Annotated in this window: 28 protein-coding genes and 2 tRNA genes; 12 read left to right on the top strand and 18 right to left on the bottom strand. The window is 28.3% G+C overall.

The features are described from left to right. Positions 1–2: 2 nt before the first annotated feature. The 9 genes from ACYQ1U_RS04865 (at position 3) to ACYQ1U_RS04825 (ending at position 7,074) form a co-directional block, all read left to right on the top strand. Positions 3–764 carry a pseudouridine synthase family protein gene (locus tag ACYQ1U_RS04865; RefSeq protein WP_459884917.1) on the top strand — a complete coding sequence of 254 codons (762 nt, stop codon included), beginning with the start codon at positions 3–5 and terminating at the stop codon, positions 762–764. Between the two features lie 27 nt (positions 765–791). Next, entirely contained in the window at positions 792–2,138 is a 1,347-nt protein-coding gene (gene ffh / locus ACYQ1U_RS04860) for a signal recognition particle protein (RefSeq protein ID WP_459884915.1), read from the top strand. Positions 2,139–2,216: 78 nt separating this feature from the next. Next, positions 2,217–2,468, top strand: a complete 252-nt coding sequence (gene rpsP, locus ACYQ1U_RS04855; protein WP_459884913.1) for a 30S ribosomal protein S16 — start codon at positions 2,217–2,219, stop codon at positions 2,466–2,468. Further along, on the top strand, positions 2,468–2,710 hold the full coding sequence (locus ACYQ1U_RS04850) for a KH domain-containing protein (RefSeq protein ID WP_459884911.1): 243 nt from the start codon (positions 2,468–2,470) through the stop codon (positions 2,708–2,710). The genes rpsP and ACYQ1U_RS04850 overlap by 1 nt, the downstream gene beginning before the upstream one ends. Next, positions 2,700–3,257, top strand: coding sequence for a ribosome maturation factor RimM (rimM, locus tag ACYQ1U_RS04845; RefSeq protein WP_459884909.1), 558 nt, complete (start codon positions 2,700–2,702; stop codon positions 3,255–3,257). Before ACYQ1U_RS04850 ends, rimM begins: the two co-directional genes overlap by 11 nt. Then, positions 3,254–3,916 (top strand): tRNA (guanosine(37)-N1)-methyltransferase TrmD, encoded by a 663-nt coding sequence (gene trmD, locus ACYQ1U_RS04840; protein WP_459884907.1) that lies wholly within the window; start codon positions 3,254–3,256, stop codon positions 3,914–3,916. Before rimM ends, trmD begins: the two co-directional genes overlap by 4 nt. A 123-nt stretch (positions 3,917–4,039) precedes the next feature. After that, the gene (locus ACYQ1U_RS04835) at positions 4,040–6,013 is read left to right on the top strand and encodes an EAL domain-containing protein (RefSeq protein ID WP_459884905.1); all 1,974 of its coding nucleotides are present in this window, start codon (positions 4,040–4,042) and stop codon (positions 6,011–6,013) included. An 83-nt stretch (positions 6,014–6,096) separates the two neighbouring features. Then, a complete protein-coding gene (gene rplS / locus ACYQ1U_RS04830; RefSeq protein WP_459884903.1) occupies positions 6,097–6,459 on the top strand; it encodes a 50S ribosomal protein L19 in 363 nt (120 codons plus the stop codon). Positions 6,460–6,777: 318 nt separating this feature from the next. Continuing rightward, positions 6,778–7,074, top strand: a complete 297-nt coding sequence (locus ACYQ1U_RS04825; protein ID WP_459884901.1) for a hypothetical protein — start codon at positions 6,778–6,780, stop codon at positions 7,072–7,074. Here the strand turns inward: ACYQ1U_RS04825 and ACYQ1U_RS04820 are convergent. From ACYQ1U_RS04820 to panC, 9 genes are all read right to left on the bottom strand, one after another. Then, the gene (locus tag ACYQ1U_RS04820; RefSeq protein WP_459884899.1) at positions 7,060–7,338 is read right to left on the bottom strand and encodes a hypothetical protein; all 279 of its coding nucleotides are present in this window, start codon (positions 7,336–7,338) and stop codon (positions 7,060–7,062) included. The two genes, ACYQ1U_RS04825 and ACYQ1U_RS04820, sit on opposite strands and share 15 nt — an antisense overlap. A gap of 98 nt (positions 7,339–7,436) precedes the next feature. Continuing rightward, positions 7,437–7,853 (bottom strand): molybdopterin-binding domain-containing protein, encoded by a 417-nt coding sequence (locus ACYQ1U_RS04815; RefSeq protein ID WP_459884897.1) that lies wholly within the window; start codon positions 7,851–7,853, stop codon positions 7,437–7,439. Continuing rightward, positions 7,832–8,017, bottom strand: a complete 186-nt coding sequence (locus tag ACYQ1U_RS04810) for a hypothetical protein (RefSeq protein WP_459886397.1) — start codon at positions 8,015–8,017, stop codon at positions 7,832–7,834. Before ACYQ1U_RS04810 ends, ACYQ1U_RS04815 begins: the two co-directional genes overlap by 22 nt. Before the next feature lie 124 nt (positions 8,018–8,141). Then, a tRNA-Phe gene (locus tag ACYQ1U_RS04805) sits at positions 8,142–8,217 on the bottom strand. A 4-nt stretch (positions 8,218–8,221) separates the two neighbouring features. Beyond that, positions 8,222–8,298: transfer RNA gene (locus ACYQ1U_RS04800), tRNA-Ile, on the bottom strand. A 48-nt stretch (positions 8,299–8,346) separates the two neighbouring features. Continuing rightward, positions 8,347–9,042 (bottom strand): metallophosphoesterase, encoded by a 696-nt coding sequence (locus tag ACYQ1U_RS04795; protein ID WP_459884895.1) that lies wholly within the window; start codon positions 9,040–9,042, stop codon positions 8,347–8,349. Further along, positions 8,976–9,968 carry a tRNA lysidine(34) synthetase TilS gene (tilS, locus tag ACYQ1U_RS04790; RefSeq protein ID WP_459884893.1) on the bottom strand — a complete coding sequence of 331 codons (993 nt, stop codon included), beginning with the start codon at positions 9,966–9,968 and terminating at the stop codon, positions 8,976–8,978. Before tilS ends, ACYQ1U_RS04795 begins: the two co-directional genes overlap by 67 nt. Further along, a complete protein-coding gene (gene rimO / locus ACYQ1U_RS04785) occupies positions 9,949–11,244 on the bottom strand; it encodes a 30S ribosomal protein S12 methylthiotransferase RimO (protein ID WP_459884891.1) in 1,296 nt (431 codons plus the stop codon). The genes tilS and rimO overlap by 20 nt, the downstream gene beginning before the upstream one ends. A 307-nt stretch (positions 11,245–11,551) precedes the next feature. Continuing rightward, on the bottom strand, positions 11,552–12,370 hold the full coding sequence (panC, locus tag ACYQ1U_RS04780; protein ID WP_459884889.1) for a pantoate--beta-alanine ligase: 819 nt from the start codon (positions 12,368–12,370) through the stop codon (positions 11,552–11,554). Positions 12,371–12,428: 58 nt separating this feature from the next. Between panC and prfB the strand changes: the two genes are divergently transcribed. Next, the gene (gene prfB, locus ACYQ1U_RS04775) at positions 12,429–13,526 is read left to right on the top strand and encodes a peptide chain release factor 2 (protein WP_459884887.1); all 1,098 of its coding nucleotides are present in this window, start codon (positions 12,429–12,431) and stop codon (positions 13,524–13,526) included. A gap of 72 nt (positions 13,527–13,598) precedes the next feature. On the opposite strand, the gene ACYQ1U_RS04770 is transcribed toward prfB, so the two are convergent. Continuing rightward, a complete protein-coding gene (locus tag ACYQ1U_RS04770) occupies positions 13,599–14,552 on the bottom strand; it encodes a sensor histidine kinase (protein WP_459884885.1) in 954 nt (317 codons plus the stop codon). Between the two features lie 52 nt (positions 14,553–14,604). On the opposite strand from ACYQ1U_RS04770, the gene ACYQ1U_RS04765 reads away from it, so the two are divergent. After that, positions 14,605–16,155, top strand: a complete 1,551-nt coding sequence (locus tag ACYQ1U_RS04765; protein ID WP_459884882.1) for a long-chain-fatty-acid--CoA ligase — start codon at positions 14,605–14,607, stop codon at positions 16,153–16,155. A gap of 62 nt (positions 16,156–16,217) precedes the next feature. On the opposite strand, the gene rplT is transcribed toward ACYQ1U_RS04765, so the two are convergent. Both rplT and rpmI read right to left on the bottom strand, forming a co-directional pair. Then, positions 16,218–16,568 (bottom strand): 50S ribosomal protein L20, encoded by a 351-nt coding sequence (gene rplT / locus ACYQ1U_RS04760; protein WP_459884880.1) that lies wholly within the window; start codon positions 16,566–16,568, stop codon positions 16,218–16,220. A 95-nt stretch (positions 16,569–16,663) separates the two neighbouring features. After that, a complete protein-coding gene (rpmI, locus tag ACYQ1U_RS04755; RefSeq protein ID WP_459884878.1) occupies positions 16,664–16,858 on the bottom strand; it encodes a 50S ribosomal protein L35 in 195 nt (64 codons plus the stop codon). A gap of 72 nt (positions 16,859–16,930) precedes the next feature. On the opposite strand from rpmI, the gene ACYQ1U_RS04750 reads away from it, so the two are divergent. Next, complete coding sequence (locus tag ACYQ1U_RS04750) at positions 16,931–17,740, top strand: diguanylate cyclase (protein WP_459884876.1); 810 nt, start codon at positions 16,931–16,933, stop codon at positions 17,738–17,740. Here the strand turns inward: ACYQ1U_RS04750 and ACYQ1U_RS04745 are convergent. From ACYQ1U_RS04745 to ACYQ1U_RS04720, 6 genes are all read right to left on the bottom strand, one after another. Next, positions 17,723–18,688 (bottom strand): beta-ketoacyl-ACP synthase III, encoded by a 966-nt coding sequence (locus tag ACYQ1U_RS04745; protein ID WP_459884874.1) that lies wholly within the window; start codon positions 18,686–18,688, stop codon positions 17,723–17,725. The two genes, ACYQ1U_RS04750 and ACYQ1U_RS04745, sit on opposite strands and share 18 nt — an antisense overlap. Continuing rightward, a complete protein-coding gene (gene plsX / locus ACYQ1U_RS04740; RefSeq protein WP_459884872.1) occupies positions 18,688–19,674 on the bottom strand; it encodes a phosphate acyltransferase PlsX in 987 nt (328 codons plus the stop codon). Before plsX ends, ACYQ1U_RS04745 begins: the two co-directional genes overlap by 1 nt. Beyond that, on the bottom strand, positions 19,674–19,823 hold the full coding sequence (rpmF, locus tag ACYQ1U_RS04735) for a 50S ribosomal protein L32 (protein ID WP_459884870.1): 150 nt from the start codon (positions 19,821–19,823) through the stop codon (positions 19,674–19,676). Before rpmF ends, plsX begins: the two co-directional genes overlap by 1 nt. 9 nt (positions 19,824–19,832) lie before the next feature. Beyond that, positions 19,833–20,162, bottom strand: coding sequence for a DUF177 domain-containing protein (locus tag ACYQ1U_RS04730; RefSeq protein ID WP_459884868.1), 330 nt, complete (start codon positions 20,160–20,162; stop codon positions 19,833–19,835). Further along, on the bottom strand, positions 20,163–20,576 hold the full coding sequence (gene ndk / locus ACYQ1U_RS04725; RefSeq protein ID WP_459884866.1) for a nucleoside-diphosphate kinase: 414 nt from the start codon (positions 20,574–20,576) through the stop codon (positions 20,163–20,165). A 67-nt stretch (positions 20,577–20,643) separates the two neighbouring features. Beyond that, positions 20,644–20,922, bottom strand: coding sequence for a 4Fe-4S dicluster domain-containing protein (locus ACYQ1U_RS04720; protein WP_459884864.1), 279 nt, complete (start codon positions 20,920–20,922; stop codon positions 20,644–20,646). Positions 20,923–20,990 lie beyond the last annotated feature (68 nt).

Genomic DNA, 20,990 nt, shown 5'->3' with positions numbered 1-20,990 from the left:
CATTGAAAAAAGAAAAAGCGTATGTGCTTTTAGCAAAACAAGAAGGTATTTCAAATAGAGCTGCAAAGGAATTAATTGATAGAGGTTTAGTTTATGCAAAAGATAAAAAAGTTAAAATTGCAAGAGGTTTACTTCCTATAAATACAAAATTTAAAATAGAAAAAGTACCTGAAATCAAAAAAATTTTTGAAGATGAAAATATTTTAGTTATAGATAAACCACCATATATTACAAGTGAAGAAATAAGTAAGAAGTTTGGGTTTAAATTACTTCATAGATTAGATAAAGAAACAAGTGGGATTTTAGTTTTAACTAAAAATGAAGAATTTAGAAAAAAAGCAATTGAGGAATTTAAAAAACAAAATGTATACAAAGAGTATCTAGTTTGGGTTAGTGGAATAGTAGCTGAACCTGAAAAAATAGATTTGCCAATTAAAGTAATAAAAACAAAAACTGGAGCATTTGCAAAAATTAGTGCTGATGGAGAAGTGGCAGTTACTGAAATTGAGCCGATTTTAGCATTTAGAACAAAGTCAAAAATTAAAGCCATAATTTATACAGGAAAAACTCATCAAATAAGAGCTCATTTAAAAGCAGTAGACCATCCAATCATTGGGGATGAAAAATATGGAGGGATACCATATAAAAGAGTAATGCTTCATCATCATAAATTTAGAATTTTTGATTATAATTTCACAAGTGATGAGCCAAAAGATTTTGTAATGCAAGAACAAAGTGATAATAGAAGAAAAAAGAGAAAGTAGTTAGTCCATAACATCAAAAGGATAAATATGTTTGATAGAATAAGCGAAGGATTTAAAAGCGCTATTAATAAAATTAGAATGAAAGATGATGAAAAGGCGCTAAAAAAAGCACTTGATGAGCTTAAAAAAAATTTATTAAAAGCAGATGTACATTTTAAAGTAGTTAAAGAACTATTAAAAGAAGTAGAAATTGAGACTAAAAGAGCTGGAATTGGAAAAGCAAATTTTTTAAAAGCGCTTGAAAAAGCATTAATAGATATATTAACAGCACCTGGTAATTATGGATTTGTTTTTTCTTCAAAGCCTCCTACAGTTGTTATGATGAGTGGTCTTCAGGGTAGTGGTAAGACAACAACAACTGCAAAGTTAGCAAATTATTTAAAAACTTTTAAAAAGAAAAAAGTTTTAATGGTAGCAGCAGACCTCCAAAGACTTGCAGCAGTTGAACAACTAAGACAGCTAGCTAGTGCTAATGAGCTTGATATTTTCTATGATGAAAACGCAAAAGCTGTAGATGTTGTAAAAAGAGGGGTAGAGTTTGCCAAAGAGAAATATTACGATGTAGTATTAGTGGATACGGCGGGTAGACTTGCTATTGATGAAGAACTTATGCAAGAACTCATTGAGATGAAAAAAGAAATAAATCCAGATGAAATTTTTTATGTAGCTGATTCACTTACAGGTAAAGATGCTTTGAATTCGGCAAAAACTTTTGATGAAAAACTTGATATTAGCGGAGTTATTTTAACTAAATATGATGGAGATAGTAAAGGTGGAGTTGCTTTAAGTATTGCTCATCAAGTAGGAAAACCTTTAAGATTTATTGGTACTGGTGAGAAGATAGCGGATTTAGAAGTTTTTGTACCGGATAGAATAGTAAGTAGAATTATGGGTGCTGGAGATATTGAAGGGCTTGTAGAAAAAACAAGTGCTGTAATTGATGAGAAAGAAGCAAAAAAACTTACAAAAAAATTAAAAAAAGGTCAATTTAACTATGATGATTTTCTAAAACAACTAGAACAAATGAAAAAACTTGGAAGTATGAAAAATTTACTTTCAATGATTCCAGGAATGGGAGGAATGTTAAAACAGCTTGGTGATATTGACTTAGAAAATTCAAAAGAGATTAAAAAAATAAAAGCTATGATAAATTCTATGACTAAGAAAGAAAGAGAAAACCCTCATTTAATTAAAGAGAGTGCAAGTAGAAGAAGAAGAATAGCTAAAGGTGCCGGGCTTAGTGTACAAGAAGTTAATAGAATAAATAAACAATTTCAAAATGCAGCAAAAATGGCTAAAAAGTTTGCAGGTAAAAAGATGCCTGATATGAATGAACTTATGAAAATGGCACAGGGGTTGAAATTTCCAAAATAATTGATTAAAATTTCACACTAAAAAGACATGGGTTGGTTTGGGTGGGAATAAAATAAAAATAAATTAAAGGAGAAACAAGTGGTAAAAATTAGACTTGCAAGATTTGGTAGAAAAAAAAGACCATTTTATAGAATTGTAGTAACAGATAGTAGAAAAAGAAGAGATAGTGGTTGGATTGAAGTAATTGGATATTATAATCCATTAACTAACCCAAAAGAAATTAAAATTGATATGGATAGAATTAATTATTGGCTAGGAGTTGGGGCTCAAATGAGCGATAGAGTAAGTAAACTTAAAAAAATCTATGAAGAGAGAATGGCAAACGCTTAATGGTAGTAGATTTTGTAACTGAGTATGCAAAGCTTCTTAGTTTTGAGCCTGATAAAATAAAAAGTGAAATAGTACCTCATGAAGATTTTGATGAAATAGTAATATATGCAAAAAAAGCAGATGTTGGTAGAATAATAGGTAAAAGCGGTAGTATGGTAAAAGCTATTAAAATGGTGATAAGTGGATGCCGAGCAAAAGAGGATAAAAACTATAAAATAACGGTAAAAGCATATGAAGAATAAGATAGTAGTAGCAAAGCTTGGCAAAAGCCACGGTATAAAAGGATGGCAAAAAATTCACATACTTTCAGATTTCCCAGAGCAGTTTAAGCCTGGGGTAACTTTTTCTTCTGATAAAATTGACTTAACTATTGAAAAAATAGATTTAAAAAAAGGTCTTGTTAAATTTAAGGGTATTGATACTCCAGAAGATGCAAAAAAGCTTACAAATAGAATGCTTTATACGACAGTTGAAGAAACAAGGCAAAATATAAAATTAAAAAAAGATGAATATTTCTGGTTTGATATAATAGGATGTGATGTAGTAGAGAGCGGTCAATTAACAGTTGAAAATGAAGAATTAAATGGTGAAATAAGATTAGGTAAAGTTAAAGATATAGAAAGATTAGATGTAGATTATTTATTAATTGAGACTGATGAAAAGCTCATTCAACTAGGATTTCCTAAAAGATTTTTAATAGATTTTAAAAGACATATTAAACAAGTAGATGTTGAAAATAAAAAAATAGAAGCTAATGGAGCAATTCTTATATTAGAATCACTGAAATGAAAATAGTTTTTTTCTCACTTTTTCCTTCACTTATATTACCTTACTTTGAAGACTCCATATTAAAAAAAGCAAAAGAAAATAAACTTTTTGAAATTGAAGTTGTTGATTTTAGGACCTTTGCAAAAAATAAATATAAAAAAGTAGACACTGAAATTGTTGGTGGTGGTGCTGGTATGATTATAGACAATATTGCATTGCGAGAAGCGCTAAAAAGTTATAAAAGCAAATATCCTTTGTCTCGGACTATTTTTTTAACTCCAGTAGGAAAAAGATATAATCAAAAAGATGCTATTCGTCTCTCAAAAGAAAAAGTACTTTTTTTAGTATGTGGTAGATATGAAGGGTTTGATGAGAGATTAATAGAAGATTTTGCTGATGAAGTTTTAAGTATAGGAGATTTTATATTAACAGGTGGAGAGCTTGGTGCTTTAGTGATAGCTGATAGTGTTTTAAGAAATATTGATGGAGTTTTAGGAAACTATGAATCTTTAAGTGAAGAGAGTTTTAATGATAGTTTGCTTGAGGCACCTCAATTTTCAAAAATGGGAAAAGTTCCAAAAATTTTAAAAAGTGGAAACCATAAAAAAATAGGGGAGTGGAAGAAAAATACTTCAATACTAAAAACAAAGTTTCATAGACCTGATTTAATATTAAATTGATATATAAATTAAGAGATTAGCTTATATTTTGAGTTCTATAAAATCTTAATATATATTTTGTTATTATACATAATAGTTTGTTTGTTATAATAAGCTAATTGATTTAATATTTAAGGAAAAAAAATGAAAACTCCACATAAATTTTTTTTAGAGTTAAAAAAGCTAAATTTATTATTTATGTTAAGTAATATTGAAAAATGCAAATATGATATAGAAATGTTTAAATCATTTTTTAATAGAGTTGATGTTGTAAACAATGCAAAAAAAGCTCATGATTATTTAAGTCAAAATAATTATGATGTTTTGTTAATTAAGTGTGATTTTGAAGACTTGAAATATTTAAATTTTATAGCAGAAGTCAAAACAAAATATCCTCATTTATATATAGCTATAATATCTGAAAATTTGGAAAAAGATAATTTACTAGATTGGATCAATGCAGGAGTTGATGGATTTTTAAAAGAATCATTTGATTTAGATATATTTCTTGGAGAATTATATAAAATATTATATCAAAAACTAAAAATTGCGGATGAGTTAAATATTTTGCAACAATATAAGGATATTGTTGATGAAAATTTAATTGTTTCAAAAACAGATATAAGAGGATATATTATATATGCAAACAAAGCGTTTGAAGAAATTTCAGGTTTTAGTAAAGAAGAACTTATAGGAAAACCTCATAATATTGTAAGACATCCTGATATGAAATCTGAAGTATTTAAAAAATTATGGAATACAATTTTATCTAAAAAAACTTGGAGAGGATTAATTAAAAATCGCAAAAAAAATGGAGATTCTTATTATGTTGACACTGTTATTAAGCCTTTATTTGATAGAGATGGAAATATAAAAGAATTTATAGCTTTACGAAAAGATGTAACAAATTTTATTAGTGCTGAAGAGTTAATAAATGATAAATTAAAAGTTATAAAAAGTGCTTTATTAATATTAGTGTCAATAGACAATTATGAAGATTTGAAAATTCTTTATACAAATGAAGTATTAAACAAATTTAAAAGAAGATTATTAAGAAGAATAAAAAATTTACTTAAAGAGAAGATGAAAATAAAAAAAAATAACTATATCGAAGATTATTTAGTAAAAGATGATGTGATAGGGTTTTTAATAGAAACTTATGATGAAAAAAAACTTAGTCCTGTCTTAAGTAAAATTATTAATGATGTGATTAATTGGCCAATTGTTGTGGAAGGGTTGGAATTATTACCATTGATTAGAGTGAGTTATGCTTATGGTAAAGAACATTTGTATGAAAATGCAATTATTGGGATAGAAACTATAAAGGAAGGAGAGGAGAGGTTAATTTTTTCTAATAGACTTTGTGTTAAGAAAAAAGTTGAAGTGATGAAAAACATGGAAATATTAAAGACAATAGAATATGCTTTAAGTAACAATAAAGTGATTTCATTATTTCAACCAATTGTTGATAATAAAACAAAAAAAATAGTTAAATATGAATCATTAGTTAGAATAATTGATAAAAATTCAAAAGTGATAAGTCCTCTTTTATTTTTAGATATAGCAAAAAAGTCAGGATTGTATACTAATATTACTTTAAAAGTTATAGAGAATAGTTTTAAAGCAATAAAAGAGAAAAAAATTGCTGTGTCGATTAATATTTCGCCAAGTGATATATTAAGGGAATCCATAAAAAATAAAATTTATAAATTATTAAAAGAAGTAAATCCGCCAAAAGGAATGGTTACATTTGAGCTACTTGAAAATGAAATTATAAAATACCCTAAAGTATTACAAGAATTTATTGATAATGTGTTAGTGTTAAATGCAAATATTGCAATTGATGACTTTGGTGAAGGTTATTCAAATTTTAGTAGAATTGTAGAATTTAAAGCTGATATTATAAAAATAGATGGAAGCTTAATAAAAAATATTGAAACTGATAGTACAAGGCAATCTATTGTAAAAGCAATTGTCAGTTTTGCAAAAAAAGAAAATAAAAAAACAATTGCTGAATTTGTAGACAATGAGAATATTTATAAAAAACTTATAGATTTGGGTGTTGACTATTCTCAAGGGTATTATTTTTCAAAGCCATTGTTGTTGGAAGAGATTTGAAAAATAATAAAAATTTAGTATAATTTCACTTCAAAAATTAAGTGTGAATGCCCGGTAGTGGCCAATGGCACAAAGGAGAGATAATGAGAAATAGATTTATTGAAGCTTTTGAAGCAAAACAAATTGAAGAAAAAGCTAAAAAAATTCCTGAGTTTAGACCAGGGGATACAGTAAGAGTAGCGGTAGAGATTAAAGAAGGTGACAAGAAGAGAATTCAAAATTTTGAGGGTGTTGTAATTGCAATTAAAGGTACAGGTACTGGAAAAACATTTACAGTGAGAAAAATCGGTGCTAACAATGTAGGTGTTGAAAGAATTTTTCCACTTTATAGTGATAGTATCGCAGAAATTGAAGTTGTAAGAAAAGGTAAAGTAAGAAGAGCAAAACTTTATTATCTAAGACACAAAACAGGTAAAAAAGCTAGAATTAAAGAAAGAAGAGATTAATTCTTCTTTTCTGTTTTGTTTTTTGATTTAGTGACAGACTCCTATATAAAAGGCTATGGTATCAATTAATAATGGAGAATGAAAAATAAGTTTCAAGTAGCTAAATTCCAAGTGAATTGAGAAATTGTTGATTAGTGTATTGGTTGATTGGTATATTTTAGTTTATATGGAAAATAGAGGGAAAATATGTTGCATGGCTGTCATATTTTTAGCTTTATAGTGTATTTATATTACAAAATGAAACATCCTTGAATATAATGTACGGTAGAGAAAATATAGGGTATAAATTTGTTATAATTATCAAAAAAAGGATTTATAATGGCAAGAGATATTGAAAACATGATACTAAGTTTTGGAGAAATTCAAGGAAAACATGAATGTGTAACTATTGCTTATGCGGGTGTTAGGGTTGATGCAGAAAAGCTATATAATGGAGTATATCCAACAGACGGAATGAAGGAAGTAATAGTATACCTTCAACAACAGGCCCTTGAACTTGAGGCTGATGGAGTTAAAAATATTGATGTAAAGGTAATTAATACAAAAGATAAGGAAGGAAAAGAAGTAGTAGACTTTTTAGGACAAGGAACAATTATTAGATTAATTGAAGACTAAATTTTCTTCACAAAAATCTATATCAAAAGGTATGAGTTTTAGTAACTCTTCTTTTTGAACTTCTTCTTTTCCTTTGTTTAAAATTACTAGTGAATTTGAATTACTTAAAGCGCTTATCATTGAAAAGCCATATTTATAATCTTTATAAACTTGCCATTTGCCATATTTTAGGCTTCCCAAAATTGTATGGTTTTTTTTGAGTTCATTTAAAAGAAGATAGGTTTTTTGCATATACAAAATTATAATAATATTTTCTTGCTCCACTTATTTTTTTATTTGTTTAAAAGTATCAAATAAAAAGTCAGCATCTCTAAAACTAATGCCTCCACTGGTAATGGTAATGTCATAATTTTTTAGATTTTTTATAAATTTGACTGTTTTTCTAAATTATCAGGAATTATTCCAATAACATCAGAATCAAACACTTTTTTTTGAAGTAAGGCTTTTATTGCATGAGAGTTTACGTTATAAATTTCCTCTTCATCTGCTATTTCCCAAGGTTCTTTAAGCTCGTTCCCACTGGAGAGGATAGCAATTTTTGTTTTTATAAAAACTTTCACAAAATAAATTACTTGACTTGCAAGAAGAGCTAAGTTTTTTGGAGTGTTTTCTTCACCTTTTATTCTTACATTAGCTCCTTTTTTAATTTCCGGAATTTCTATGTATTTATCATTTATACATCTTTCAATAGGAATTACTGTATCACAAGTCTGAGGTAGCTTAGCCCCAATCATAATTTTTACGCATTTATTTTCTTTTATTTCAAAAGCGTCCTGCATAAATTATTTTTATTGTTTGAGTGTTTAAAAGCAAATCCATCCATTGCTGAGTTTATAAAGCTAGGAGAGTTTCTTTTTACATAAATATTTTCTGCTAAAAAATGTTGAAGCGCTTCATTTAGCGGGACTGTTTTAGTTAAATTTGTAGGTTTTGTGTTTTGAATACATAAATTTAGAGCATTTTCTAATGAAATACTTGTTAGTATATTTTGCTTTTTTGAGAAACAATGGAGTTTTATTGATTAGATAATTATATTAGGTGTCAGTCACTTGCATTTATAAAGTCAATGGTGCCTCGGGACGGAATCGAACCGCCGACACAGGGATTTTCAGTCCCTTGCTCTACCAACTGAGCTACCGAGGCAAAGTGGTGGGCTCGGCAGGACTCGAACCTGCGACCAACCGGTTATGAGCCGGTTGCTCTAACCAACTGAGCTACGAGCCCTTGTGGGTTGAAATTATACTAATATTTATAAAAAAAAGCAAGAGAATTTTATGGATTTTTTATAGGAATATGAGGTTTAGCATATTTTTTTTTTGCATTTACTTGAATTATTTCGTATTCCCAAGGTTTTAGTGTATTTGGAATTACAAGAGCAGTTAGTTTATTTCCATATACACATCCTGTATCAATACCTAAAGAAAATCTACTTTTTTTAACTTCTAAAAATGGATGATGACCATATACCACAAATCCTTCATTTCCTTTATATGTATCAGACCAGTGTTTAGGGTTAGGGTAATTATGATTAAGTGGTAAAAAATTATCATTTTGATCAACTTCTCTTAAAAACATTAAAAGATTCATTATTTTTAATGGAGGGTTGTTTAATCTGATTTTATTAGTAACTCCTGCATGGACTACTGTTAAATGATTTAGTTTTAAAAAAAGAGGCATTGATTCAATAAATTCAAAATCTTCTTTTTTAAGTTGTGGATATAATACTTTTTGCTCTTCATCAAGTATTACATTTCTACCCCAATATTTTCGTATATGTTTATACTCATGATTTCCCATAATAGTAAAAATTCTATTTTTTTTCGCATATCGTAAAGCTTCTACAGAATATGGACCTTTATCTAGTATGTCTCCTACACTTATTTCAAATGAATTTTTGGGGATTAATTTTCTAAGCTCTTCCCATTCTTCAAGACATCCGTGGATATCTCCATAGATAACATATTGCATAACTTTTCCTTTGCTATGTAACCTCTAACTTTTGGGGGAATTTTATTAATTCTAAAAAACTCCTTTTGTTTTTTGTTTAAAGTAATTTTTACAAAAGGTGTTATGTAAATACTACTATTATTAGAGTCAATTGCTATTTTCCCTTGGATTACACAACTAAAGTTTGTTTTTAATATTTCATCTTTTTGAGCTTTAGTAGGTAAGATACCAAGTCTTTTTAAAATTAAATCTACTTTTTTTATATCTTTCTCTGGAATATTTTTTTCAAAAATATATAAATTTTGAACTTTTTGCCAGTTGGTATCAATAAGTAATTTTTTATCTTCATCTAAAAATTCAAAACTTCTTTTAACCCCATTTTCAAACATTTCAATAAATTTATTTGAAAATGTGTGTCTAATAAGATTTCTTTTATATTTTTTATCAAAATTACTTTTATCTATAAAATATTTAATGTTGCGTTTATGTAAAAACTCTATAATTTCTCTGCGCGATAAATTATAAAAAGGTCTATATATTTTATAAAAATCTCTCTCCTCCCATTCTCCCATTGAAATAAGTTCTTTAACTCCTGCACCTTTAGATAATTGCATCAAAAACCATTCAAATCTATCATTTAGTTGATGAGCTAAAATTAAGCAAGAGTATTTTTCTTTTTTAATAATTTTCTCAAAAAACTTATATCTACATTCTCTTGCCTTTTTTTCGCTAAATTTTTTGAGATAGCAATCTTTTATATATATTTTTTTATTGTATTTTTTAGCTAGATTTTTTGCATACTCAACTTCTTCATCTGAAGTAGGGCGGGTGTGATAGTTTACAATTGCAATATCAAATGGGATGTTTTTTTCTAAAAGATAAAAAAACAAGGCAGTAGAATCAACTCCTGCTGAAAAGGCTAAGAGATTATCTGATGATTTTTCCAATTAATTCATCTCCTGCAAGTTCGTTTATTTTTACTTTATAAGATTCTCCTGTTTTTAAAGTTTCAATTTCACTTTCATTTATCAAAATGTCTCCATCAACTTCTGATGCCCATATTTTTGGACGAACTGAATAAAAAAGACCATCTTCTGTTAATCCATCTAAAAAGCATTCTATTTCTTTTCCTACGTATTTTTTAAGAGACTCTATTGTAGTTTTTTTTACTACTTTTTCAATTTCTTTTATTCTTTCTTCAATTAAATCTTGTTTAATTTTATCTTTTCTTTTGTAAGCTTTGGTACCTTCTTCATCTGAATATGCAAATACATTTACTCTATCAAATTTATATTCAGCTAAGAAGTTTTTAAGTGTTTTAAAGTCTTCATCTGTTTCTCCTGGGTGTCCTATAATTACGGAAGTTCTTACAAAACTGAACTCTTTTTTCATTTCATTTAGCAATTCTTTTAATTTATCAACACTTCCTGGACGTCTCATAATTTTAAGCATTCTAGGAGTTATATGCTGAATTGGCATATCAAAATAATTAACTACATTACGCGCGGCAAAAATTTTTCTAATAAGTCTTTTAGTAGTAGCTGGATATAGATATAAAATTCTAACACTAATACCATCTATTTTATCAATTTCATCAATTAGCCTCTCAAGCCCATCTTTTATTCCAAAATCTCTAAGGTAAGAGCTACTATCTTGACTTGCAAGTGAAAAATCTTTGTAGCCTTTTTCTTTTAATCTTTTAATTTCATCAACAATTTCTTCAATTGGTCGAGATTTTAGTCTTCCTTTAAAGTTTGGAATAGCACAAAAGGCACACTTTTGGTTACATCCTTCACTAAGTTTTATAAATGCATGATAGCTACTACCAGTTATTACTCTATCCTCATTATGAATCAAATAAACATTTGGAGAAAACTGACTTTTATTTGATTGTATAACTTTATCAATATTTCCAAAATCTCCAACACCGCTCCAAATGTCAACTTCAGGGATTTCTTTTGGTAAAACTTCTTTATATCTTTCACTAAGACATCCAGTTACTACTAATTTTGCATCACTTTTTTTAAGATTTGCAAGTTCTAAAATAGTATCAATTGATTCTTCTTTTGCGGAGTTTATAAATCCACATGTGTTTATAATAATTAAATCAGCAACACTAAGGTTATTTGTTAATTCATATTCTTTTGATAATTTTGCAATCATAACTTCTGAATCTACAAGGTTTTTTACACATCCAAGAGATACCAAATATAATTTTTTCAAGCTTCTCCTTTTTATTAATATTTTATCAAAAATGATATAATATAGCAAAAAAAAGGCTAGTTTTGCAGTATTTTGGACTCATAATTGGATTAATTTTAGGAATATATGGGCTTGTAAGAATTGACTATGTTTTATATATGGGGCTAAATTATTTTGGGAAGTATGTATTTTTTGGACTTTTTAATATTTTTACTTTGTACTTTTTTTGGTTTTTTTATAAAAAGTTTAGTGGCTGGCTGCAAATAGTTATGCCAGCCATTTATGGGTTTATAATTTTACTAGTAAGTTTTAAACTTGTTTAGAGAATTTATATCCATATATTATCTATTAGTCTTGTATTACCAATATATGCAGCAATTAAAATTATTGTGTTATTAGGCTGTATTTCTTTAATATAATTAAAGTTTCTATCTACAAAAACAATGTATTGAAGCTCATCTACATCTAATATTTTTATCATCTCTTTTTTTATTTTTTCAACATCTTTTATAGATAGAGAGAGTTTTGCAGCTCTTTTTAATGCTTTAGATATACTCAATGCTCTGATTCTTTCATTTTCATTTAAGTAAATATTTCTGCTTGAGAGTGCAAGACCATCTTTTTCTCTTATAGTCTCTCCTTCAACTATTTCAATATCAAAAAAGAAATTGTTTACCATTTGTTTTATAAGGTATAATTGTTGAGCATCTTTTTTTCCAAAATATGCGCGAGTTGGACGAATTATATTAAAAAGTTTATTAACTACTTGTAATACTCCATCAAAATGCCCGGGTCTAAAAAAACCTTCTAAGATATACCCTTTTATTTTTGGTGCTTTTATTAAAACTTCATCATTAATATACATATCTTTAGCATTTGGGGTAAATACTGCGTCAACTCCAGCACGCTTACATATTTCAAAATCAGCTTCAAGTCGTCTTGGATATTTGTTAAAATCTTCTCCTGGTAAAAACTGAGTAGGATTTACAAAAATAGATACAATTACATAATCATTTTCCTCTCTTGCTTTTTTTATTAATGAAAGATGCCCTTCATGAAGTGCTCCCATTGTAGGTACAAAGCCAATACTTCCTTTTAACTTTTTTCTATATTCTTTGGCAGTTTGAGGGGAAGTTAAGATTTTCATACTTTTGCCTTTTTTGATAGAATTATATAAAACTATATTGAATAATAAAAGGAGCATAATGGACGCTTTTGAATATAGCGAGCTTATAAAAAATTTAGAGAATAAGTTAAAAAATATTGAAGCTATTTTAAAACCAGATGAGATTCAAAAAAGATTAAATGAGATTACTCAAATGGAAAATGATCCTGAATTTTGGAATGACCCTAAAACATCAGCAAAAGTTCAAAAAGAAAAAAATATAATTGTTAGAAAACTTGAAAAATATCAAAAAGCTTCACAGGCTCTTATAGATAATAAAGATATGTATGAACTTGCAAGTTTAGAAGAAGATGAAGAAACATTAAATGAAGTTTTTGAAGATGTGAAAGAGATTGAAAAAAAGATAAGAGACCTTGAAATTGAAGTAATGTTAAGTGGTGAAAATGATGAAAAGAATGCTATTATTACTATCCATCCTGGAGCTGGGGGTACTGAATCGCATGATTGGGCAAGTATGCTTTATAGAATGTATTTGAGGTTTGCTGAGAGAAAAGGATGGAAAGTTGATGTACTTGACTATCAAGCAGGAGATGAAGCTGGTATAAAAGATGCAACACTTTTAATAAAAGGTGAAAATGCTTATGGATATTTAAAAGTAGAAAATGGAATTCATCGTTTAGTTAGGGTATCTCCTTTTGATAATGCAGGTAGACGACATACTTCTTTTGCATCAGTTCAAGTTTCGCCTGAAATTGATGATGATATTGAAATTGAGATTGATCCAAAAGATATAAGAATTGATGTATTTCGTGCAAGTGGAGCAGGTGGCCAGCATGTAAATAAAACTGAAAGTGCAGTTAGAATTACTCATATACCAACAGGAATTGTGGTTTCTTGTCAGCAAGACCGCTCACAACATAAAAATAAAGAAATGGCATTTAAAATGCTAAAATCAAAGCTTTATGAACTTGAACTAGAAAAAAGAAGAGCAGAAGAAGAGGGTAAACCAAAAGATGAAATGGGGTGGGGACATCAAATTAGAAGTTATGTACTTTTTCCATACACTCAAGTGAAAGATAATAGAAGTAATAAAGCTTATTCAAAAGTTGATGATATTTTAGATGGTGATTTGGATGAAGTTATTGAAGATGTATTGATTTCTGAACAAAGCAAGTAATGTTAATTGAAAATGGACAATGGAAAATAGAAAATGAAATATGTAAAACATATAATTTTTCATTTTACATTTTCAATTTTGCATTTTAATTGGTATTTTTATTTTAAATCCTTTTTTTCTTTCATTTAGAGTAATTTCTCCTTTGTGAGCTTTTATAATTTCAAGGCTAAGTGCAAGTCCAAGTCCATTTCCTTTTGTTTTTGTAGATTTAAATGGTTCAAAAAGTATATTTTTATCTTCAAATTCTTTTCCACTATCATATATGTTAAAGATATGGAAGTTTTTGTCATTTTCATAAAGTATTTCTACTAATCCTTGTTCACTTTCATCTTCTTCAATTGCATCAATTGCATTAAATATCATATTTTGAAGAACTAGTAAGAGTAAATCAAAATCACCTTTCATTTTTATATCTGGTAAAAAGAAAATAAATTCTATTGATTTTGAATGAGAGTAGTATTTTATTGATTCTTTTAGTTCTTTTTCAAACTCTTTGATAGAAAATTCTCTTATTTTAAGCTGCAGGCCTTTTGAGAAAAGTAGCGTAGATTTTATAATTCTTTCAATTCTAAAAATTGCACTTTTCATTTCATCTATTATTTCATTATCTTGATTTTTTAAAAGTGAAATAAGTATTGAGATTGATCCAATTGGATTTCTTATTTCATGAGCTAGATGAGCTGCCATCTGTCCCATGGCAATTAGTCTTTCGTTTCTTTTTTGTTCGGTAATATCTGTAGCACTTATTATAGTTTTATCTTTTATTTTTGATGATTGAACAAGATAAAATTTATTATTTAACTTAATTTCTCCAATATTAGGAATAAAACTAAACTCATCTGCTTTTGAGTTTTTTACGATTATTTCATTATTTTTGTCAATTACCCATAGTGCTTGTGGTAAAAACTCTATTACTCCATTTAAAATATTTTTAAGCTCAATAAACTCTTTTTCAACTTCATATGTTTGGGCTATTAGTTTCTCTAGATTTTTTAATAACTCTTCATTAGAGCTTGGAAGGTTCATTTTAGAGCCTTTTTTATTTGTTATAATATCATAAGTCACTTAAGGAGAGTTGATGGAATATATATATGATAACTTTTATGAAGTATTACAAAGAAATGCTAAAGAATATGGAAAAAAAGTAGCATATTTTATAGATAATAAAAAAGTGACTTGGAAAGAAGTAAAAAGATATGTTGATACAGTAGCAAGAAGTTTAGAGTTTTTAGGAGTTAAAAAAAATGATAAAGTTCCTATTTATATAGGAAACTCTATTGAATATATACTATCTTTTTTAGGTATTCAAAAAATAGGTGCCGTGCCTGTACCTATTAATACTTTTTTAAAAGAAGATGAAATTGCTTTTATTGTAAATGATGTAGATGCTAAGATTATGTTTGCTTCTTCAAAATTTGCAACCAATATAAAAAATATAAGAGAAAAAACTGGAGTTAAAAAAATAATATGGGAAGGTGACCCAAAAATTATAAATGAAAACAATATTTCTTTTAATGAGATTTTAGCTAATTTAGAACCTCACGAGAGTATAGAATTGCCAGGACTTGAAGATTTGGCAGTGATAATTTATACTTCTGGGACTACTGGAAAGCCAAAAGGAGCTATGCTTACATATAAAAACATTTTTTCTAATATTTTAGGAATTAATGAAATTGTAAAAATTACTCAAAAAGATAGATTTATTGCATATCTTCCCATGTTTCATTCTTTTACTATGACTGTTAACTTACTTTTACCACTTTTCACAGCTTCTCCTGTTGTAATTATTAAATCTATTATGCCATTTAGTAATATAATAAAACAAACTCTTCTTAAAAGAGTTACAATTTTTACTGGTGTGCCAGATGTATATTCAGCTCTCTCTAAAGCAAAACTTCCTTTTTATTTTCATTGGTTTAATAAAGTTAGGTTTTATATTTCTGGTGCAGCAGCACTTCCTGAAGAAGTTTTAAATAATTTCTCTAAAAAATTTAAAAAATCAAAACTTCTTGAAGGATATGGTCTTAGTGAAACTTCACCAGTTGTTGCAGTAAATAGACCTCATTTACAAAAGCCAGGTTCCGTTGGTCCTGCTATTCCAGGAGTTGAGGTAAAAATAGTAAATGAAGACTTGGTAGAAGTTCCAGTTGGAGTTGCAGGAGAGATAATAGTTAAAGGTGATAATGTAATGAAGGGATATTACAATAGGGCTGATGCGACAGAGGCAACTATAATAAATGGATGGCTTTTAACTGGAGATATTGGAAAAGTTGATGAGGATGGATTTATTTATATTATTGATAGAAAAAAAGATCTAATTATTAGTAAAGGAGTTAATATTTATCCAAGAGAAATAGAAGAAGTGTGTCTTAAATATCCTGGAGTTAAAGAATGTGCAGTTGTTGGTAAAAAAGATGAAACGCATGGTGAAATTCCTATTGCATTTGTAGAACTTGAAGAAAATGTTATTATCAATGAAAAAGAGTTAAAAAGCTTTTTAAAATCAAAATTAGCAAACTACAAAATTCCAAAGCATATATATTTTGTAAACAATCTTCCAAAAAATGCTACAGGTAAGGTTTTAAAAAGAGTTCTTAGAGAAAAATTAGATGAATATATTAAAGGATAGCTTCTTATTTTTTTATTAATGAGATGTGAATTTATTCAATAAAAAGAAAAAAAGAAGAAAAATTATAAAGCTGCTTTTGCTTTTTCTACTAATTGAGCGAATACTTCTGGTTCATTCATAGCAAAATCAGCTAATATTTTTCTATCAAGCTCAATTCCAGCTTTTTTAAGACCATTAATAAATCTTGAATAGCTTATATCATTTAATCTACAAGCTGCATTGATTCTTACAATCCATAGTCTTCTAAAATCTCTTTTTTTCTGTTTTCTGTCTCTAAAAGCATATACTAAACTTCTTTCGATTTGTTCTTTTGCTTTTCTAAAATGTTTTCTTCTACCTGAGTAGAAGCCTTTTGCCATTTTTAATATTTTTTTATGTCTTCTTCTTCTTACTACACCAGTTTTTACTCTCATTTACTCTCCTTTAATTTGGCGTGCATCATTTGCAACTTGGCGCTTAGCGCGGAAGGGTTTTCCTTCACTTTGCCTCTTCTACACTTAAAAACTAATTAGATACAAAGCATTAACTTTACTTCTTTAATGTTTGTATTATCTACGTACTTAGGGCTTCTAAGATTTCTTTTTCTTTTTTGTGATTTTTTAGTAAGAATGTGGCTTCTATAAGCACTTCCTCTTTTTATTTTTCCACTTTTTTTAACTTTAAATCTTTTAGCAGCCCCTCTTACTGTCTTCATTTTTGGCATGACGGCTCCTTTTTGGATTTGAAATGAAATTATATCACAAAAATTTGTTAAAATTATATAAAAAGGCTAAAAATGAGAATAGAAGCTTTTATAGAGCCTGTCAAGAGTGTTGAATTTAACTCTATAGCTAATAGTTCTTTAGAAGAGATTATTACTTTTATAAATAATGAAAAAATAGAAAGATTATATATTGTTGAAAATAAAAGGCCTTTATTTGTAATTAATTCAACTGAAATAATAGATATTTTTTTAAATAATAAACTTCATTTTACTTTTTATGATTTTTATAATGAAAAAGGGAGTAATATAGAAAATATTGAGTCTACAAGGCATATAATTGATACTTATAACTATTTAAGAAGCAAGAGAATTAATTTTGCTCCAGTAATTAAAGACGGTAATTTAATAGGTGAGATTAAATTTTCAACTCTTAGTTTAAAAATAAGTTTTATTGCTATAAAAGACCCTCTTACTGATACTTATAATCAAAAGTATTTTGATGTATTAATAGAAGAGTACAATGAAATAGCTCTTGAAATTGGTTTAATTATGATAAAAATTGATAATTTATCAATATTTGAGGGACTATATGGATATGATTTTAAAAAAGATGTTTTAAAAGAGTATGCAAAGATTATAAAAAACTCTATAAGAGATGTGGATTTTGTTTTTAGAAATGAAGATATATTTAAAATTATTACTTTTAATAGCGATGAGGTTACTATTAAAATAAAAGATAGAATTGAGAAGAAATTAAATGAAACTGATATAAATGGAATACAAGTTCCTTTTAAAGTTGTGGCCACTCATGTACCAGGGCTTGAATCAAATATCTTAATAGCTGTTGAGGAGCTAGAGAGAAAACTAGTTAAACGGAACTAATGCACTTCCCCAAGTAAATCCTCCTCCAAACGCATCAAGAAGCATTATATCACCTTTTTTTAGTTTACCTTCTTTATATAAATCATTAATGGCCATTGGAATTGATGCACTTGAAGTATTTCCATATTTATGCACAGTGAGAACTGACTTTTCACTTGGCATGTCAATAGCTCTTGCTACAGCATCAATAATTCTATAATTTGCTTGATGAGGTATAAACCAGTCTATATCATCGCTTGTCATTTTATTTCTATCTAAAATATCTCTTACTGATTGAGATAATGTTTTTACAGCAACTTTAAATGTTTCGTTACCTTTCATCTCAAGGTAAATTCTATCAGTATCGCAACCATATTTCACACCGCGTCCAGGTGTAATTAAGTAGTCTTTATATTTTCCATCTGAATTAATATCTATATCTATGATTGCTTCATTTTTATTTTCAGTAGCACTAATTATTGCAGCCCCAGCTCCATCTCCAAACAATACACAAGTTGTTCTATCTTTCCAGTTTATAATTTTGCTAAGGGTTTCGGCGCCAATTATCATTACATTTTTATACATTCCACTTTCAATAAAAGCTTTTGCATGAGCTAAAGCATATATAAAACCAGTACAAGCAGCACTTATATCAACAGCAGGTCTGATTATTCCTAGTTTTTCAGCTACAATACAAGCAGTTGATGGCATAGTAAAGTAATCAGGTGTGATAGTAGCAACAATTATCATATCTATTTCTTTAGCGCTCATTCCCGCATTATCTAAAGCATCAAGAGCAGCTTTGTAGGCTAAGTCGCTGGTGAATTCATTTTCTGCAATATGTCTTGTTTTTATACCTGTTCTTTTTGTAATCCATTCATCACTAGTATCAACTATGTTTTCTAAATCTTTATTAGTTAATATTTTTGGAGGGACATATGCTCCAATGCTAGTAAATTTTGCATACATTAATGTACCTTTAAAGACTCTTTAATTTTATTATTGACGTCATTTTCTACATATTTTATAGCTTGAAATATTGCATTTTTTATGGCTTTAGAATTACTTTTTCCGTGAGCTATTATAACACATCCATTAACACCAAGGAGAGGTGCTCCTCCGTATTCTGCATAATCAGTTACTTTTTTTAGACCTTTAAATACAGGTCTTAATAGAAGAGCTCCAATTTTTTGAAGTAAGCCAGAGCTTTTAATTTCATTTTTAATAAGCTTTCCTATTGTATCAGCTACTCCCTCACTAGTTTTAAGTACAATATTACCTATAAATCCATCTGTAATAATTACGTTTACATCTCCTTTGAAGATGTCACCACCTTCAACATTACCTACAAAATTAGGAAAATTTTCTTTTAAGAGTTTAAAGGTCTCTTTAGTAATTGCATTTCCTTTGCTCTCTTCTTCTCCGTTACTTAAAAGACCAATAGTGACATTATTTTTATTTAAGATAATTTTAGCGTATACTTCACCCATTAGACCAAATTGATAAAGATTTATTGGTTCACAATCTACATTTGCTCCTACATCTAGAACTAATGAATATTCTTTTTTTATTGTAGGCATAAAAGTAACAATTGCAGGTCTTTTTATTCCTTTAATTCTTCCAAGTCTAAGAGTAGCAAGACTCATTGTAGCACCACTATGTCCAGCTGAGACCACTGCGTCAACTTTACCTTCTCTTAAGAGTTCGATAGATTTATAAATAGTGGACTCTTTTCTTTTTAAAGCTTCCGTGGCGCTTTCTTCCATTTTTATTACATCTTCACTATTTATAAATCTAACTTTATTTAATATATTTTTAGGTAGTAATGGCCTTATCTTTTTTTCATCACCAACTAGAAAAGCAATAAAATCTTTCTTTTTTAATGCTTTAACAACTCCTTCAATAATTGGTTCGGGACCGAAGTCCCCTCCCATTGCGTCAATTGCTATTTTCATTAATACTCACCACAGCTTGGACATGCTCTATGTGGTCTTTTATAAGCACCACAATTTGAACATTTAGTAGTAGTACTTAATTTTACTTTATAATGAGTTCTTCTTTTAGCTGCTCTTGTTTTTGAATTTCTTCTCTTAGGAACTGCCATAATATCTCCTTAAAATTCTTTATTAAAATCTTGTGTTTCACAACTTTCACATATATTATAATCATTTTTTATTGATTCTACTTCACTTTTTAGAATTTCTTCTAAATTGTAAACTTCTTGTTCGATTATATCGTATTCTTCATCAAATCCATCGTAAGGAGGTTTTACAATTTTAAATTTTACATTTTCATTTATCTCTTTTTCAAACTCTTGTAAGCATTTTACACACTCTACTAATACTTTACCTTTCAAGTTTGCATTAATTAAAATTGAACCGTCTTTGTTTTTTATACTCTCACCCTCAAGAGTGAGATTTTCATAAGTTTTTTTGACTTTCAATTATAAAATCTCCCTATCACTAAAGAAGAATGAAATTTCTTTTTTAGCATTTTCAAGTGAATCACTACCATGAACTGCATTTGCTTCAATGCTTTCTGCAAAGTCAGCTCTAATAGTTCCTGGTGCTGCTTCTTTTGGATCAGTTGCACCCATAAGTTCTCTGTTTTTAGCAACAGCATTTTCACCTTCAAGAACCATTACTACAACAGGACCACTGCTCATATATTCGCATAAATCATTAAAAAATGGTCTTTCTTTATGTACTTCATAAAATTTTGCAGCATCTTCTTTTGTTAGTTTAATTTTTTTACAAGCTACTATTCTAAGACCATTGCTTTCAAATCTGTCAATGATTTTACCAATAACATTCTTTGCTACTGCGTCAGGTTTAATTATTGAAAGAGTTCTTTCCATTTTCTCTCCTTGAGTTTTTAGAGAGGAATTATACAAAATTTAGAAGAAAAAAAGAAGAGGGAAAGGATTAGCATGCGTCCATTACAGGAGTACTAACTTCTCCTCTGTTTTCAGAACAAGTTTGTCCATCTTTGCATTCATCCCAAACAATACATCCTTCAGTTGGACATGCTTCTGCACAAGCAGGGCAATCATAGTAACCTACACACTCAACACATTTGTCAGGATATACATAGTAAATTTCTTCTCCTGTTGGGTTTTCGCTATCATCAACGATTGCTTCTACTGGACATTCATCAAGACATGCGCCACAGTTGATACAAATATCAGTGATTTTTACAGCCATTTTATCTCCTTTTTTTGATTTATTGTACTTAGAAATATATCATTAATTTCTTAAGATTTGCTTAAACT

It is taken from the genome of Caminibacter profundus (genome assembly GCF_054657155.1).
The sequence above is the reverse complement of the archived record's forward strand: the minus strand, read 5'-3'. Positions and strand labels throughout refer to the sequence as shown.

Coding starts and splice junctions, on each gene's coding strand:
- ffh (WP_459884915.1), top strand. CDS start 792: ATGTTTGATAGAATAAGCGAAGGATTTAAAAGCGCTATTAATAAAATT.
- ACYQ1U_RS04850 (WP_459884911.1), top strand. CDS start 2,468: ATGGTAGTAGATTTTGTAACTGAGTATGCAAAGCTTCTTAGTTTTGAG.
- rimM (WP_459884909.1), top strand. CDS start 2,700: ATGAAGAATAAGATAGTAGTAGCAAAGCTTGGCAAAAGCCACGGTATA.
- trmD (WP_459884907.1), top strand. CDS start 3,254: ATGAAAATAGTTTTTTTCTCACTTTTTCCTTCACTTATATTACCTTAC.
- ACYQ1U_RS04835 (WP_459884905.1), top strand. CDS start 4,040: ATGAAAACTCCACATAAATTTTTTTTAGAGTTAAAAAAGCTAAATTTA.
- rplS (WP_459884903.1), top strand. CDS start 6,097: ATGAGAAATAGATTTATTGAAGCTTTTGAAGCAAAACAAATTGAAGAA.
- ACYQ1U_RS04825 (WP_459884901.1), top strand. CDS start 6,778: ATGGCAAGAGATATTGAAAACATGATACTAAGTTTTGGAGAAATTCAA.
- ACYQ1U_RS04815 (WP_459884897.1), bottom strand. CDS start 7,853: ATGCAGGACGCTTTTGAAATAAAAGAAAATAAATGCGTAAAAATTATG.
- ACYQ1U_RS04795 (WP_459884895.1), bottom strand. CDS start 9,042: ATGCAATATGTTATCTATGGAGATATCCACGGATGTCTTGAAGAATGG.
- panC (WP_459884889.1), bottom strand. CDS start 12,370: ATGAAAATCTTAACTTCCCCTCAAACTGCCAAAGAATATAGAAAAAAG.
- prfB (WP_459884887.1), top strand. CDS start 12,429: ATGGACGCTTTTGAATATAGCGAGCTTATAAAAAATTTAGAGAATAAG.
- ACYQ1U_RS04770 (WP_459884885.1), bottom strand. CDS start 14,552: ATGAACCTTCCAAGCTCTAATGAAGAGTTATTAAAAAATCTAGAGAAA.
- ACYQ1U_RS04765 (WP_459884882.1), top strand. CDS start 14,605: ATGGAATATATATATGATAACTTTTATGAAGTATTACAAAGAAATGCT.
- rplT (WP_459884880.1), bottom strand. CDS start 16,568: ATGAGAGTAAAAACTGGTGTAGTAAGAAGAAGAAGACATAAAAAAATA.
- rpmI (WP_459884878.1), bottom strand. CDS start 16,858: ATGCCAAAAATGAAGACAGTAAGAGGGGCTGCTAAAAGATTTAAAGTT.
- ACYQ1U_RS04750 (WP_459884876.1), top strand. CDS start 16,931: ATGAGAATAGAAGCTTTTATAGAGCCTGTCAAGAGTGTTGAATTTAAC.
- ACYQ1U_RS04745 (WP_459884874.1), bottom strand. CDS start 18,688: ATGTATGCAAAATTTACTAGCATTGGAGCATATGTCCCTCCAAAAATA.
- plsX (WP_459884872.1), bottom strand. CDS start 19,674: ATGAAAATAGCAATTGACGCAATGGGAGGGGACTTCGGTCCCGAACCA.
- rpmF (WP_459884870.1), bottom strand. CDS start 19,823: ATGGCAGTTCCTAAGAGAAGAAATTCAAAAACAAGAGCAGCTAAAAGA.
- ndk (WP_459884866.1), bottom strand. CDS start 20,576: ATGGAAAGAACTCTTTCAATAATTAAACCTGACGCAGTAGCAAAGAAT.
- ACYQ1U_RS04720 (WP_459884864.1), bottom strand. CDS start 20,922: ATGGCTGTAAAAATCACTGATATTTGTATCAACTGTGGCGCATGTCTT.